15 protein-coding genes and 1 pseudogene are annotated in these 14187 nt (G+C 43.4%); 8 read left to right on the top strand and 8 right to left on the bottom strand.

The window, feature by feature from the left end:
- Nucleotides 1-20: 20 nt before the first annotated feature.
- The 3 genes from UH38_RS22730 to UH38_RS22720 form a co-directional block, all read right to left on the bottom strand.
- The gene (locus tag UH38_RS22730) at nucleotides 21-440 is read right to left on the bottom strand and encodes a hypothetical protein (protein ID WP_045056992.1); all 420 of its coding nucleotides are present in this window, start codon (nucleotides 438-440) and stop codon (nucleotides 21-23) included.
- A gap of 327 nt (nucleotides 441-767) precedes the next feature.
- Nucleotides 768-4091, bottom strand: a complete 3324-nt coding sequence (gene hsdR, locus UH38_RS22725; protein WP_045056991.1) for a type I restriction-modification system endonuclease — start codon at nucleotides 4089-4091, stop codon at nucleotides 768-770.
- 223 nt (nucleotides 4092-4314) lie between these two features.
- Nucleotides 4315-4563 (bottom strand): helix-turn-helix domain-containing protein, encoded by a 249-nt coding sequence (locus UH38_RS22720; RefSeq protein WP_045056990.1) that lies wholly within the window; start codon nucleotides 4561-4563, stop codon nucleotides 4315-4317.
- Between the two features lie 294 nt (nucleotides 4564-4857).
- On the opposite strand from UH38_RS22720, the gene UH38_RS22715 reads away from it, so the two are divergent.
- Nucleotides 4858-5184, top strand: coding sequence for a hypothetical protein (locus UH38_RS22715; protein WP_045056989.1), 327 nt, complete (start codon nucleotides 4858-4860; stop codon nucleotides 5182-5184).
- 41 nt (nucleotides 5185-5225) lie between these two features.
- Here the strand turns inward: UH38_RS22715 and UH38_RS22710 are convergent, their stop codons facing one another.
- Complete coding sequence (locus tag UH38_RS22710) at nucleotides 5226-5516, bottom strand: hypothetical protein (protein WP_045056988.1); 291 nt, start codon at nucleotides 5514-5516, stop codon at nucleotides 5226-5228.
- 72 nt (nucleotides 5517-5588) lie between these two features.
- Here UH38_RS22710 and UH38_RS22705 point away from each other — a divergent pair, with 72 nt between their 5' ends.
- A complete protein-coding gene (locus UH38_RS22705) occupies nucleotides 5589-6797 on the top strand; it encodes a J domain-containing protein (RefSeq protein ID WP_045056987.1) in 1209 nt (402 codons plus the stop codon).
- A 70-nt stretch (nucleotides 6798-6867) separates the two neighbouring features.
- A complete protein-coding gene (locus tag UH38_RS22700; RefSeq protein ID WP_235355384.1) occupies nucleotides 6868-7530 on the top strand; it encodes a vWA domain-containing protein in 663 nt (220 codons plus the stop codon).
- Between the two features lie 125 nt (nucleotides 7531-7655).
- Here UH38_RS22700 and UH38_RS22695 read toward each other — a convergent pair whose 3' ends face one another.
- The gene (locus tag UH38_RS22695) at nucleotides 7656-8000 is read right to left on the bottom strand and encodes a hypothetical protein (RefSeq protein WP_045056985.1); all 345 of its coding nucleotides are present in this window, start codon (nucleotides 7998-8000) and stop codon (nucleotides 7656-7658) included.
- A 259-nt stretch (nucleotides 8001-8259) separates the two neighbouring features.
- Between UH38_RS22695 and UH38_RS22690 the strand changes: the two genes are divergently transcribed.
- From UH38_RS22690 to UH38_RS22675, 4 genes and pseudogenes are all read left to right on the top strand, one after another.
- Nucleotides 8260-8556, top strand: coding sequence for a hypothetical protein (locus UH38_RS22690; protein ID WP_045056984.1), 297 nt, complete (start codon nucleotides 8260-8262; stop codon nucleotides 8554-8556).
- A gap of 2 nt (nucleotides 8557-8558) precedes the next feature.
- Nucleotides 8559-9824: pseudogene (locus UH38_RS27785) on the top strand (glutathionylspermidine synthase family protein).
- A gap of 75 nt (nucleotides 9825-9899) precedes the next feature.
- Nucleotides 9900-10847: a hypothetical protein gene (locus UH38_RS22680; RefSeq protein ID WP_045056983.1), complete on the top strand. Its 948-nt coding sequence runs from the start codon at nucleotides 9900-9902 to the stop codon at nucleotides 10845-10847.
- Nucleotides 10848-11055: 208 nt separating this feature from the next.
- Nucleotides 11056-11445: a hypothetical protein gene (locus UH38_RS22675; RefSeq protein WP_235355383.1), complete on the top strand. Its 390-nt coding sequence runs from the start codon at nucleotides 11056-11058 to the stop codon at nucleotides 11443-11445.
- Nucleotides 11446-11464: 19 nt separating this feature from the next.
- Here the strand turns inward: UH38_RS22675 and UH38_RS22670 are convergent, their stop codons facing one another.
- From UH38_RS22670 to UH38_RS22660, 3 genes are all read right to left on the bottom strand, one after another.
- Complete coding sequence (locus UH38_RS22670; RefSeq protein ID WP_160296014.1) at nucleotides 11465-11740, bottom strand: hypothetical protein; 276 nt, start codon at nucleotides 11738-11740, stop codon at nucleotides 11465-11467.
- Between the two features lie 18 nt (nucleotides 11741-11758).
- Nucleotides 11759-12001 carry a hypothetical protein gene (locus UH38_RS22665; RefSeq protein WP_045056980.1) on the bottom strand — a complete coding sequence of 81 codons (243 nt, stop codon included), beginning with the start codon at nucleotides 11999-12001 and terminating at the stop codon, nucleotides 11759-11761.
- An 89-nt stretch (nucleotides 12002-12090) separates the two neighbouring features.
- Nucleotides 12091-12546 carry a hypothetical protein gene (locus UH38_RS22660; RefSeq protein WP_045056979.1) on the bottom strand — a complete coding sequence of 152 codons (456 nt, stop codon included), beginning with the start codon at nucleotides 12544-12546 and terminating at the stop codon, nucleotides 12091-12093.
- Between the two features lie 105 nt (nucleotides 12547-12651).
- On the opposite strand from UH38_RS22660, the gene UH38_RS22655 reads away from it, so the two are divergent.
- Entirely contained in the window at nucleotides 12652-14187 is a 1536-nt protein-coding gene (locus tag UH38_RS22655) for an FAD-binding domain-containing protein (RefSeq protein ID WP_045056978.1), read from the top strand.

The following is a 14187-nucleotide window of genomic DNA, read 5'->3' as shown; positions in this document are numbered from 1 at the left end:
TGTTGGATGTTACTGGGTGCTTACTTTAAACGTACTTGTACTACTCCACCTTGCATATATAGGTCGTAGATCTGATGATACTCTTGCCTTAGCTGCCCGACTGAAATCCCTAACTGAAGGGCGACTTGTTCCTCAGTTAATTTGAAACCATTGCTGCTTAATTTATGAATTGCCCCAGCAAGGATAAGACGTTTAAGTTGGTCAGACTCCAAACTTCTTAGGATAACAGGCTCAGTAATAGACTGTCTTCTAGATTTTTCTTGTTTCCAGTAATTTTGCCAGCAGGAGTGGACTTGCCAAGGACATCCCCCTAAACTATCAAATAAAACTGAATCCCCATAACCATTAGTGTGATAGTAAACTAACGCACCACACCACCAGCACTTAGTTGGGTAGGTTTGAGCGTCTTCCGTTTTGGCAGCGAAAGATGCTATTTTCACACGATTTGAGTTTGAATCTATTAGATATGAACTTCCAGTAGATAAGTTATAGCTTGACCCTCTCCCGCCCTTCCAGCCTCCTGTCCCACTACCACCCCAGCCACAATCACAGCTTGCGCTATGGTTCCACGCATTACACATATTTATTACTCTTAAATAGCAGTATGCTTTAAAGTTTTCAAGTAGCTTTTGTTACTTGTTGTTCCGTTCTAACTCAACTTCTGTATAAGCGTAAGTAGCTTGTTTGTAGTATTTTCAACACCTTAACAATGCATTGACGATCCAAACTGAAATCTGTAAATTCATGCTGAAGTGCTAGGCTAACTATTAGCTTGCGTCTTGCCAAAGAGCATCGTTAATCTCAACTAAAATCGTCTCTAGCTGCCCATCAAAAATTTTATTAATCCGCGTAAATCCCCCTTGCGTTTTGAACTCACCTTGATTGAGGGCTTCAGTATCTACAATCGTTTCTACCTTTAGTTGCTTGCCAATCCGCTCCAGCCACTTGCGCTGGGGAAGCGTCCAAGCTCGACTTGAAAGAATTTTGGCGATCGCTTTATCTACCCTTTGTTCGTAGGGAACTAAGGCATCACCTAACGCCGCCTGCCGGATAAAGCCAATAATTGAAGCGGCAATATCTTCATTGGTTGTAGTTCGCCATGCTGCTTTAAGATTGCTCTCAGAGTAGCCAACACCATCTAGATACAACCGCAGGTCCTTTAGCTGCGCTCTAGTCAAATCGCGTGGGCGTTGAGTAACTACTATCAAAGCAGGAATTTTATTAATGTTATCCCTCAAAAAAGCTGCAAAACTGTCTAAGTAGTCTTGGGGTTGTTCGGCATTGCCGTACCCTTGCTCTAGCCGTCTTATTCCATCGGGGTGGTGGGAGATTAGCACTGGTAGAGTACCGCCATCGCGCAGGTCTAAAATGCGGGCAATCTCAGCACGTTCTTGAAACCACTGTTTTAATTGCATTGGCTCAGTTTGTTTCAAGTGTTCGACCAGATTTTCCACAGGCATTCCGGCGACTTCTGTAATGGCTGATTGACGCTCGTTACTTAGTTTGCGGCGTTGGAGTTTAGCAACAAGTTGGTCGATAATTAATTCGACTGCGGCTGTGTCTTGGACTGTCTGTAATTCATCAATTAGTTGAGTAAAGGAAATATTCGGATCGACTACAACAGGTTTCATTGACGAAAAGGGTGCGATCGCCGCATATAAATTTACGGCATCAAAGATGCGAAAAACCTCTTTACCAATTTCATCGCAGCGACGAGTAGCGCGACCGAGCATTTGTTCGTAGAGGATGCGGGAATTGACTCGGCGGATAAAAACTAAGTTGCAGATTGCAGGTACGTCAATACCTGTAGTTAATAGATCCACAGTTACAGCAAATTTGGGATTAACTTCATTGCGAAACTGGCGAATCAGTTGCAATGGTTTATCGGCATTGCCCGTAATCTTAGCTACGGCGCTATCGTCAATGCTGCCGTAGCGTTCGTTTAAAGCAGTTTTTAATTGGTCAACTACGATGTCTGCATGAGCGTCAGTCGCACAGAAAATTAGAGTTTTTTCAGGCAAGTCGGGGTCGATATGGTTAGCTAGTTCTTGGCAGATGACCCGATTAAATTCTTGGGTGACAACCCGCCGATTGAATTGCTCTACTTCAACTTTGACTTCATCAGGCGCGTGAACTAGGTCGAGTTGCCCAGTTTTCGGGTCGAAGAACTCCATCGCTTCGCCTGCGTTCCACACTATCCCGTCCTCAGATAAATCTGTAACAATTTGAATCGGTGGTTCGTGGTCGATTAACCAGCCGTCAATTACAGCTTCTCTGTAACTATAGGTAAAGACAGGTTCGCCAAAAATTTGCGTAGTGTGCAAAGCTGGTGTTGCTGTTAGCCCAATTTTGACAGCATCAAAATAATCTAGAACGCGACGGTATTTGGAGAAGTAATCGCCGAAGTCACGAAAAGTTAGTTCGGTATCGCTCAACTCTCGGTCTAGTAAATATCCTCGGTGGCATTCATCGACCACGATGCAGTCGTATAAATCGGCTGTAAGTAATGGCGCATTGTCAGCAGGGTAAAGGATGCGCTTGACTAAACTTTGTACGGTGGCAATTTGGACTTTAGTGTCGGGGTCGGGGGCAGTGTCGCCTAGTTCTTTAAGATCGAAAATATCGGCAAAGGTCTGTAAGTTCTCCAGGCGCGAATCTTTGAAGGCATTAGCTGTTTGTTCTCCTAGCGCAGTGCGGTCTACTAAAAACAGCACTCTACGAAACCGCTTAGTTTTTAATAGTCGATAAACTAAGGCAATACAGGTTTTAGTTTTTCCCGTCCCCGTTGCCATTGCCAAAAGCAGTTCTCTACGTTCGTTAGCTAGGGCTAATTCGACAGCTTGAATAACTTGAATTTGGTAGGGGCGTAAGGCTAGATCGTAGTTGAAGCCTTCAGATGCTAGTTTTTGCTGCGCTCCATCTATATCTTGAGCGAGGGTATCGAGCAACCCTTGAGGGCTGTACCAACTAGGTAGGGGGTGGCGTAGGTTATTCGGGCGGCGCAGGTCGCAAAACCAAATACCGCTTTTGGTGCGGAGTTGCTGTAGAAATTCCCTACCATTGGTAGCAAAGGCAAAGGGGATTTTAAATTCTCCCCAAGGACCTCCAGCAGCTAAAGTTTCATTTGCTTTGACCTCAAAGCCACGACTGTAGCGTTTGGCTTGGTCTATCATTGCCGATACGTCTTTGCTGCGGCGCTTGGCTTCGACAACGGCGATCGCACTTAGTCCTGCAAACAAGATATAATCGGCGCGTCCTTGGGTTGTTTGCCATTCGGAGATCGCTAAGTTCCTACCTTTTTGGGGACGTGTGCCGTTCTGATAGGTAAGATTTTCTGAATCTGCTTCCCAACCAGCACTTCGTAGCTGGCTATCTATTAAACGGCGCGTTTCTCGCTCGTCCAACTCAACGTCTGTTTGCTGCGCTGTTTGAATAGTTTGTTGGATAGTTTGGGTTGGGGCTTCGATTGCTTGCGCTTGAATTGCCGCTAGACGCTCTAGAGCATCTTGAGCTTCTGCCTGGGCAGTTAGTGCTAATTCTTGGGCTGATGCTCGTTGTTGCGCTTCTTGTTCGGCAGCTATTTGAGCAAGTTGTGCTGTTGTCTGGCTTGCTTTAAGTTCACTACGCAACGAAGCTAATTCTTGTTTTAGTGCCTCGGTTTCGACTGCTGGATCTTGGGGCGGGACAAATGGACTGGGAGAAAACCTGGGATTTCTTGTAAATACCCGATGAAACCAAATACCTAGTTGTCGAGCGTACTTGAGATTACTTAGGGCTGTTCTTTGGTCGTCAAAGTGCGCGTGCGTTGCTTCGTTTCCCGTCCGCCGCAATTCGTGGAACAGGCGGTCTACGTCTCCTTTAATTAAGCCGCGATCTCTAAGACGGCGTAGAAGGTCGATTTGTCGCTCGTCAGGCGAGACGTATAAGCCAACTTTTGCTGCTGCTAGTTGCGCCAACAGTTCGCCAAATTGACGCAGTTTAATTAGGTAGGTGTTAGGGTCAGAAGTAAAATATTGTTCGGCAAGAGCGCCCAAGCGCACCAATTGCGGATCGTGGGTGTCTAAGAAGGCAAAGTTTAGTGATACTACCATGTTTTTCCTTTCCAATGGCAGTAGAGTTGCCATTCTCTCTATTTCATGTTCCCACCGATAAAGCGGCAATTTTTCTTTTAGTAAGTAATGCTAGCCTCCTCATTGTTTTGCGATCTCCCTGCTTCTTTTCCCACTGAGGTAGCGATCGACAGACCTATAATATTGATTTAGCACTTAACTAATACTGTCTGCTTGCCTTAAGAATATATCTAGGGTTACTTATTTACTTAGAAGTGTACTGCGCCAGCAACTCCTGACCGCGATCGCCCATCTGCTCTAACATTGCCTCGATCTTCTGAATAGCCATCGGCGAGGGTTTTCCTCGTTGATTTTCCCAGCGATTCAAGGTGGAATAAGTAACTCCCAAATGCCCAGCTAGTTGCTCTTGAGTTAAACCAACGTGCGATCGCATCTCGCGGATTAGCGCGGCGGCTTCAGGTTGTTTAATCGATAGTGGTTTAGCGATAATCATTTAGCTGTTTTGTATTGGTAATAGTATGAAATAAGCTGTTTCACTTGCTACATGATATTCAGCTAACTGGAGAGATGTAATTGACAAGACTACGGAATAATTTGGGGTAATTTATGTTTGTCTTAAATTAATCTCAGTGTATTTACTCAAGCGTTATTGTTTGTACTTGAGTAAACGCCCTTTAAATCCATAAAGGTTTATGTATTTTGTTGTTGGGAAGGCAGAAGCGCTCTCTATGTTTTGCCGCATGAAGAATTAAACTGAACGGGAGAAGATATCGAAACGAGGATAACCATGATTCAAGTCATTTTTGAACAAAAGGAAGGGGTAATCATTCCTGTTATCGCCTGTGACGTTTGCAACAAGCGAATTGAAGACGTGATGCAGGCTGCTGCTGTTAATCTAAGCATTTTAGATATGGGAAAAACGCCAACTAAGGTTCTTCACGTTCACAAGGGTAAATGCCACGATCTTGCAGAGGCACAAGTGAAGGAGCAGCATGGGCATTACGCTGGCTGGGAAGAACTATCGACACATTTGTATTACTTGTGTTACAACTTGGGTCTAACCCCGCAGTGGTTTGAAGAACGCGATCGCCAGTTTGAAGATGATGGGGTGTAAGCGATCGCTCACGAATCACGAAGAATTATCAACCGCTACGACTATAGCGATCGCACATAAGCAATTCCTGACCGAGATCGCCCAGTTATTGATATATCCGAGTCAAAAGGCTGAACGAGTATTTGAACAATAGGTAGTGGCAGCAGTGGCAAATCTACAGGCTTTCCCAAGTAAGAAACTCTCTTTTCAGAGTCTTTATAGAAAACTCCATAGACGCTGTGAAAAACTTGGGTTAACCCGTCACATTCTAAGTGCTGCAAAGAATCGTAAGGGTCGAGGAGAAGCTGGAGGTGATCGCGCGATACCTTGTTGTTCGGCTCAGGTTGGTTCATATGTTTAAGATTTGTGCGACTGCTCTGAGCGGACTATACTAAATCCATAAACGTTTATGTTTATTTTAGAGCATGGCTTGGCATAACCGCTACATCGACTCCATCGCCAACAGTGGCTTGCGAATAACAATCGAGTTCAAGCGTCAAGATTTGCTATGGGTATCGCCCAAGCCGATCGCTCACCCGCGTACAGGAGAAGACATATTTTTGCCACTGCGCCTTACTGAAAAAGTAGCAGTCAGTCCAAACGTACTAGATATTGTCAAACGTGAACCTGCAATCGTCGAGGAGGAAGTAGAAGAAATCGCAGCTAATGGCAGCAAGCAAAAAATCAAGCGCAGCGTGGAGAAGCTAGTTTGGCGCTTAAGACAGCCTCATGAGTTTTTTCCTCAAAAGCCAGAAGAATATGCAGAAGAACACCCATTTAGCAAAAGTCTGTGTACGGGAGGAACGGTAGTATCAGAAGACAAGGAATTTATCGCTGTCAAGAAACGCTCGACTGTAAGTATTAATAGCCTAGTATATCGTTTGGCAGTCGGAATGACAGGCTCGGAAACAGAAGCAACTAGATATATTGGGCGAATAGCAGCAGATGCTTGGGAAGGTGACAACGATCGCGCAGTTAAACTTTACAAGCTGATTTGCCAAGCAAAAATTGGATACGTGCTAGATGAAAAAGTACCGCCGCAGCTAAAGGCAAGCGCTAGTATCGGGCAAATAGTAGAATCGGTAGTGTTGCGAACAGCTTGTCTGTGGATGGGAATAGATCCTAATAAGCCCTTAAAACGCCAAAGGGGAAGACCGAGAACGCGCTCTCAAGACGAGGATGGTAATGCCACTAGAGCCGGAGAAGTAATTCAGCTAACTTTGCAACCAGACGAGACAGTAACGGGCAAGCTGATTGCAGACTTTTTAGGATTACCTAAAGAAACTAATCTAGCTATTTTGACCTTGAGCAAACTTGCAGAGATATTAGTAATGTTATGCGATCGCGAACTAACTACAGATGCAGAACTACTAGAAGCCTATCTAGAAGCAGTAGACCCAGACTGGCGGACTAAAGTTGCTGCGGAAATTGGCTTAGAGGACAATAATGAGGAAAAAACTAATCCTTGGATAATATTAGGGTTAACTTCTGATGCATCTTTGGAGAAAGTGAAAGCTGCTTACCGAAAGATAATGCGCCAAGTCCATCCAGACACATCAGGATTACCCACGTGGTACGCACAGACAGTTAACGATGCTTACAGACAATTATTGGAGGAATTGGGTGATGCCTGAAGACAAGAAGAATCTGCCCGCTAAGAAACAGAGCAGTAACTTTCTAGACAAAGTGCGCTCCAGCAAAGCGATGTCTGCAACACCCAAGCAAGAAATACTTGCCAAAGCGATCGCTAATCCCAAACGTCCCCGCTTGTTGTTTGCAATGGATGCAACAGCTAGCCGCGAAGCTAGTTGGAATATTGCTAAAGAAATTACAGGGGCTATGTTCGAGGCTGTACCAGGGGAATTAGATGTTGCGCTTGTGTATCACAGTGGTGGGCGATTGCAACAGATGACAGAGTTCTCATCGCAAGCAAAGGCTTTCTTAGATAAAGTACAGTCTGTGCGTTGTTCTGCTGGTGGTACGGCACTTAACCAGATTTTAGATGCAGCAACTCAAGCGCCAGGGCTAAAAGCACTAATCTATATTGGTGATTGCTTTGAAGAAAATCCTGCATTAGCTGTAGAACTAGCAGAGCAACTAAAGCTAAGAGGTGTGAGGTGTTTTATGTTTCATGATAGTAGCTCCCAATCTCAAGGTTACGATACTCAAGGCGCAAGCAGAGTATTTAAGGAAATTGCTCGGATTACAGGCGGTGCATTGCTACCGTTCCATGAGAAATCGCCCGCTCTTGTAAGAGAGTTATTAGCTGCGATTGCACTTTACGCTACTGGCGGCATCAAAGCACTAAAGCAGAAGACAAAGCTACTACCTGCTGCGCGGTTGCTGCTAGAGCAGATACAGAAGTAAAGCGGTTGAGTTTCATTGCTTCAGTAGTTGAGAGTTGAGCTTGAGTTGAGCTAGCAGTAAGCCATAAACCTTTATGGTTTATTTAGAGCAAGATCAGTACATAAATTAAATCACATGAGTCATAGCTAAGGCTTCCAGCCCTCTCGCAACGCTTTTGTTAGACAATTGGTAGCGTGATATTGGTCTTGAAAATCTTGATGTTTTTGTTGCAAAACTTGGGCATATTCCAGTACCGCTTGGATCGCAGCTTCCATGTTGTAAGGATAGGCATTAAGCGCATCTTGCAGGCGCTCATCCTGGAGGTTAATCCCAATACCTTGTAGTGCGGCGACATACTGTGCAAATAGTTCTAGTTGCTCTTCGTCTAAATCTACATTAGGCATAAATCTGTCGCGCATTTCTATTGCGGGCGATTTAGAGCAGTAGGCTTCACGAACAATGCGATCGATCTCTTGAATGCGGTAGGACATAGGCGTAGGGCGAACGCTTGTACTACCAATAATTTAACAGACAGGTAAGTAATTGAGTAGGGGAAATTACGCTTGAGCAAAATAAGTGGGTTAGTGCGATCGCACTATGAAAAGTGCGATCGCGTAGCTAAAAAACTTTACCTGAATAAAGCAATTGAGAAAAACAGGTAAAATATATGTAGCGTCACTAATTGTAAGAAAACGAAAGTATAAAGTGGCTGACTCTAAATCAAATAGTTGCAGGCTGTTAACTATACTAATGGTTTCATCTCTAGTAGTAGCGTGTAATCCTACACCGAACTACTCTAGGGAAGAATGCGATCGTAGGGCGCTGCAACAACAATATGCCAAAGAATGTTATCAAAACTATCCTGTCAACCATCCTTACTTCATTGGAAGTGGTGGTTACGGAGGCGGTTATACTGGCGGCGGCTACTATCGGCGCACTACAACAGGTACGGGTAAATCAACAGTAACGAAATTTGCTCCAATCAGAACAGGCGTAGGGAGATCGGGCTTTGGTAGTTTTGGTCGCGGTGGATCTGGGGGAAGTTGAGCATGGAAGTATTTGAACATCCCAATAGAGCATCATTTTTCCGCAAAATGGGCTTGAAGTGGTGGAATGTTTGCCCAATTGATGAAGATACAGGATTGCCGCTAACGAAGGAAGAACAACCTTATGGGATGTATCGTTGCCAAAAAATCCCATCGAATCAGATTGCACAAATCAAAGCAGCTAGTGCTGATGCAGGCAGGGTGATTAGAAAAGTTTGGGACGTAGTTAAGGGGTTAGAAGACGATACGTTACTAGATTTGGGATTTCCACCAGAGAGCCTTAAAGTCATCAAATCTGACAAGCTGACCCCGTTTACGATGAGGCTGGATTGGTCGTGGAACAAAGCAACCCAGGAATACAAGATTATCGAGATTAACTGCCAAACGCCGAGCTTTTTGTTCGAGTGTTTGGCAGGAAATAAGTATGCTGCCGAATATTTTGGCTTAGAAGACCCCAACCCTGAAGCGATAGAGGTTGCAAGAGATAGTTTGAGGTGTCAACTCGTCCAAGCTGCGGCATCGATAGGCAAACACTTGAGCGAATGTACTGTAGCTTTTACTGCCCTCAATAACGTTGAGGACATGGGAACAATGCACTGGTTAGCCCAGCAAGCTAAATGTGTTGTTAACGATGTTTTATTATTCCCATTAGAATTTCTAAAAGTTGTTGGAGATAAGCGGTTACGTTACATCAAAAGCGACCGCCAAATAGACATTTTATTTATGTGGTATCCCTTGGAATGGGCGATATACGACCGAGACGAGCAAGGTAATCTGCTGTAGGGTGCTTTAGAAAAAGCGATCGCCTCAAGGCAAGTTGCAATAGTTAACTTTGCGTCGGGGTTTGTTTTACAGCCCAAGACGATTATGAGTTTGATAACAGATTTAGGGGCTGACTTCTTTGGAGAAGATGCGTTAACAGTCCTAAAATATTTTCCTCGAACATCGACAATTACCGCAGATATTGGTAACTCGTACTTTGCCAAGCCTGTTTTGGGTAGGCAGGGAGAAGGAGGCTATGCAGTGTATAAAGATGATGTACTGGTAAAAAGTTCGGGGAATGCAGAATGGTATGTCAAGCAGCAGTATGTATATCAAGAACTACTAGATTTACCGACAATCGATGTAGAAAAAGTTGAATACACGGCTTTGTGGGGTTCGTGGTTGTTTAATATTAATGAAGAGTTTGTTCCTGCTGGAGTAGGGATAAGAGTTTCCTCTGGTCCCATTACCGATGATTATTCTTATTACCTACCAATCGGTAAGTAGAGCGAACTAGATTTGCTGCAAACAGAATACGTTAGCTTGATTTATCAACTTTAATATTATTTATAACTTGCCAATATGAGTAAAAACGAAGAAAAAAGATTAACTTTTAATTGGCTAAATAGTCCTTTTAGTATAGTCGTTTGTGCTGGTATTTTTCTTTCTACTTTTGCATATATATATCTGGGTAAACAATATTTTGACTTTTTATCAAAAAGAAGCGAAAGCGTACATCAGTACAAGAGTAGCAAGTACAAAGAACTTTACGAGCAAAGCAGTCCAAAAATTCTTGCCTTGCGTAAATCTACAGATGAACTGTTGTCTCTTTTGCAAAATAACTACGGGATTTCAACATTTGAAATAGAAAAACCTCTGGAAAATCTTCAGAAAGCTATCGTGTCATACGATAATTATGTTTTTGATGTAGAGTTTTATGGTAACTCTAATCAGGTCACATCAGCTAAAGAGATTCAACGCTGGTCTTATGATGTTTACTCCCAGTTTTCATCTCAACTCCTATTAGCTGAAAAAGTACAAGATTCCATACACGATATGGCGATTGGAGTGAATAAAATTTCCGCCAATCAGGAGCGAAAAGAGTATATTAGATTTCATTTTGATAAAATCCAAAATGAATTGAATACAATGATCCAAGAGGAGAACAAGTTATATTACAAATATTATAAATTTGACATTCCTGTACTTAAGCTTCTATATAATCAATTAAGTTATAACTTTAGGGTTTCTATAGGTTTAAATATAACCAGTGAGCTAGCCCAGTCATCTGAAATTGCTTCGGAGATTAAGCAGTTAGAGAAGAACTCTAAACATCAGGGTAGTCAAATACCTTATGTTGTAGCCCAATCAAGAGCCGTATTGTCAAGCGACTTCTCAGCTAATGATATCTTGTTAACTAAAAAGGATTCTCGGCTGAAAGCGGAATTAGTAGATAAACTGATAAATCAGGTAGTCGAAAACGATTCGTACCTCAGAAAAGAGAGAAGTTTAAGGAGAAAGGACTTTTAGCACACCAAAAAACAGATGAATAAATTGTTTTTGTATAGTGCAGCGCTATTTCTCTCCCTTCCAGGTGGTAATTAGGGATAGAGCGAAATAGCTTGCACCAAGTTCAGACTCAATTTGATAGTTGTGACGAGAATATTAGAAAGTGCGATAACTTCGTTAAGCGTTCGCTAACGCACTTCTTGGAAAACTTTCTGTTAAGTGACAGTTATTGACTTCTCCCCTGGCTGAAAGCCGAAGGGAGAAGTCAAACAACTTTGATTTACTGGTAACTCTTGATATTGAGAATATGAACAAAGTAGAAATTGAAATATTTAGCGAAGAAGCGGATGTTTTAGAAGCCAAAATATGTAGTTTGCTGGAATTACTTCCGCCCAAAGTTAAAATCATTATCAATGAATCACTAATTTCTTATTCAACAGATATTGAATATTCAAACTGTTCTGCCTTGGAGATACTGAAAGGAGAAATGACTAGATTGAAAGATAACAGAAACTACCGCAAAAGAACTGTGTCAGCAGAAGGTGAAATAGAGGAATTTGAGTTTTTCAACCTGCTTGAAAAAGCTGGCTTCTCAGTTTTTCGGAAGCTAAATGGTTAATTTTGGAGCAACCTATTCATCAATCAAGCGATCGTGAATTTCCTCTGTCAACTATTTCAATCTCAGCTTGAAAAGGAAGTTCACTGAAAAATTGCGGACTATTAAAATAAGCAGAGAAATCCTTAAAAAGTATCCATAATTGAAACTTACAATAACCTTCGGCATCTTCAGTAGGTAGTTTGAAAGCTGGTTTTCTGTGCAAAGGAAGATTCGCAAACAGCATATCGTGCTGGTCTTGCAAATATTGTTTTCCTTGCTGTGTTAGGCGTACTTTCACAGTATCGTTTATATGCATTTTCATTTTTTCTCAACTTTACCTACCGCTAAATTCGTTCAACAACTGGGTAATACTCCATCCAGTCCCGCAAACCGACTGATCTGGCGTAACTTCTGCCAAAGACTCTAGCTGTGCTGCGGGTGCTGGCTGTTCCGGCTGTTCTATCTCTAAGGGTGCTGTTGGTTCTACTTCTGCTGGAGGTGCTTCTTGAGTTGGCTTTTGGGGCTTAGGTGTAGCTCTATTTGGTTGCTTGATTTTGATGAAGTTGTCAGAGTTCATAGGATAAGGAAAACGTTTTATTGATTATGAAATATGGCTAGTGAAAAAACTAACTACAAAAGCGCGATTGCAAGCTCATTGGCAGCTTCCTAATAGGGTTGCGGCAAAAATCTTTCAGATACTTTGGGATCTGCGGTGCGTCTCCAGGCGAAACTTTTGTGTCCCATTTTTAGTGCGCCATCATGATAGCCTTCTTCACTTCCCGCAAATTCTCCCACTATTGACACGGCGTAAAAACCTGGGTTCATCCCCACCTTTTCTGCCCACTCAACAACCCCTTGCCAGCATATTTCCAGAAATGCGTCGCAATCTGTTAGGTTGATTGGGACTGCCACAGAGAGGGAGTGCGTCTCTAAATCGTCTTGCTCGATTGTACGCATAATTCCAAGCTCGATAGCGTTGATGAGAACTCTAGCAGACCCCGCCATTTTGATTCTAGTTTTTTTGCCAAACTTTCCTAGTTCTCCATTAAGCTTGCGATGAGAGTATGGTACTGTCGCGCCCCTCTCCTTGGCAATCCCTACGCACAAAACCAGCACTGACATTTAGATCTCCTCAGTATTTGCTCTTTAACTGTAAATACAATAGGCGATCGCTGCAAAAACTAGGATAATAGAAATGTAGTAGTACAATAATAGTACAGACTAAGAATGCACATCCTCTGGTTTAGGCGTGACTTGCGCTTGAGTGATAACGAAATCGTTGCCTTATCAACAGCCGATAATACTGAGGTCCTACCATGCTTCATCATCGACCCCTGGTTTTATCAGCAAGCGGCAGTAGGTAAAGCTAGAGTGAGGTTTTTGTTTGAGTCTCTAGAAGATTTGGATAACAACCTCAGAGCGCGAGGGAGTCAGCTTTACTTGTTTGAGGGAAGTAGCGTTAGCGTACTGCAAAAACTTACAAGCCAATTACTGCAAAAAGGCGATCGCCCCAAACTATTCTTCAATTATGATGTACAGGTGCAGTACGGGATAGAACGAGATCGCCAAATCATAGATTTCTACCAGCAGCACAACCTCAGCTACCACCAAGGATTAAACAACTTCCTGCAAACTGCTGGCGAACGCACAGACGGGTGGATAGAGCAATACTACAATTATGTGCGGCAACCACTACATCCAACGCCAGAACGTATCAACACGCCAGCGCTAAAACTAGATATACCCCAGCTTACTTTTAGCCAATTGAAGCAAAAGTACAGCCAGTTCTGGGGAACAGAAAATACTTATTTCAAGGGCGGCGAAACTCAAGCAATCGGTACATTAGACTCATTCTTGGATGAGCGCTTCGGCGGCTACCATTGGAAAATATCGCGCCCCTGGCATACCCAACAAGGAGCTACATCGCATCTATCGCCTCATCTAGCTTTTGGCACTATCTCAGTAAGGCAAGTCTACCAACGTACCAAAGAACGAGCGGCAGAACTAGCCGATAATCCTAAAGCACAATTTTCTCTCAAAGCGTTTCGCGATCGCCTGCGCTGGCATGATAGTTTCACCCAGCGATTATACAATCATCCAGAGTTATTTGATACCAATCGCTACAGCGAATTCGATCGATACTACTCGCCAGCAGAATTAGATGAGGAAAAGCAAGAGTTGTTTGCTGCTTGGAAGGAGGGTCAGACAGGCTTTCCTCTGGTAGATGCGTCAATGCGGCAACTACTGGCGATGGGGTGGATGAACTTTCGGATGAGGGCGATGTGCGCCACCTTCCTGTGCATCAACTGCGGCATCTCCTGGCATCACGGGGCGACACATTACATAAAATACTTAGTAGATACGGATCTAGCGATCAATCAGTGGCAGTGGCAGATGCAAGCAGGCGTAACTAATCCCTTATCCGATACCTTCCGCATTTACAACCCCAATAAGAATCTGGAGGAATCTGGCGGTGACTTAAAGTTCATTTACCACTGGGTTCCAGAATTGCGCGGATATAGCCTAACGGAAATTCTTGATGGTGCGTATTTGAATGAAAGTCCTTATCCTGCACCGATGATAGATTGGGCAGAGACTCGCAAAGTCAACGGTAAGATTGTCTCAAACTTGCGCAAACAGGTGAAGGAGCGCTTGTTAGCGGAGCAGGGAGCAGAGTTAGAGCAGGCAGCGATCGCCAGGGAGACAGTAAAGAAGTATTGGGAAACTAGAAATAAGCAGTACCAACAGTTCAAGCAAAAATAA

This window comes from Aliterella atlantica CENA595, assembly GCF_000952155.1.
GTDB lineage: Bacteria > Cyanobacteriota > Cyanobacteriia > Cyanobacteriales > Chroococcidiopsidaceae > Aliterella > Aliterella atlantica.
This window is presented reverse-complemented; position numbering and strand designations above follow the sequence as displayed.

Coding starts and splice junctions, on each gene's coding strand:
- hsdR (WP_045056991.1), bottom strand. CDS start 4,091: ATGGTAGTATCACTAAACTTTGCCTTCTTAGACACCCACGATCCGCAA.
- UH38_RS22720 (WP_045056990.1), bottom strand. CDS start 4,563: ATGATTATCGCTAAACCACTATCGATTAAACAACCTGAAGCCGCCGCG.
- UH38_RS22715 (WP_045056989.1), top strand. CDS start 4,858: ATGATTCAAGTCATTTTTGAACAAAAGGAAGGGGTAATCATTCCTGTT.
- UH38_RS22710 (WP_045056988.1), bottom strand. CDS start 5,516: ATGAACCAACCTGAGCCGAACAACAAGGTATCGCGCGATCACCTCCAG.
- UH38_RS22705 (WP_045056987.1), top strand. CDS start 5,589: ATGGCTTGGCATAACCGCTACATCGACTCCATCGCCAACAGTGGCTTG.
- UH38_RS22700 (WP_235355384.1), top strand. CDS start 6,868: ATGTCTGCAACACCCAAGCAAGAAATACTTGCCAAAGCGATCGCTAAT.
- UH38_RS22695 (WP_045056985.1), bottom strand. CDS start 8,000: ATGTCCTACCGCATTCAAGAGATCGATCGCATTGTTCGTGAAGCCTAC.
- UH38_RS22690 (WP_045056984.1), top strand. CDS start 8,260: ATGGTTTCATCTCTAGTAGTAGCGTGTAATCCTACACCGAACTACTCT.
- UH38_RS22680 (WP_045056983.1), top strand. CDS start 9,900: ATGAGTAAAAACGAAGAAAAAAGATTAACTTTTAATTGGCTAAATAGT.
- UH38_RS22670 (WP_160296014.1), bottom strand. CDS start 11,740: ATGCATATAAACGATACTGTGAAAGTACGCCTAACACAGCAAGGAAAA.
- UH38_RS22665 (WP_045056980.1), bottom strand. CDS start 12,001: ATGAACTCTGACAACTTCATCAAAATCAAGCAACCAAATAGAGCTACA.
- UH38_RS22660 (WP_045056979.1), bottom strand. CDS start 12,546: ATGTCAGTGCTGGTTTTGTGCGTAGGGATTGCCAAGGAGAGGGGCGCG.
- UH38_RS22655 (WP_045056978.1), top strand. CDS start 12,652: ATGCACATCCTCTGGTTTAGGCGTGACTTGCGCTTGAGTGATAACGAA.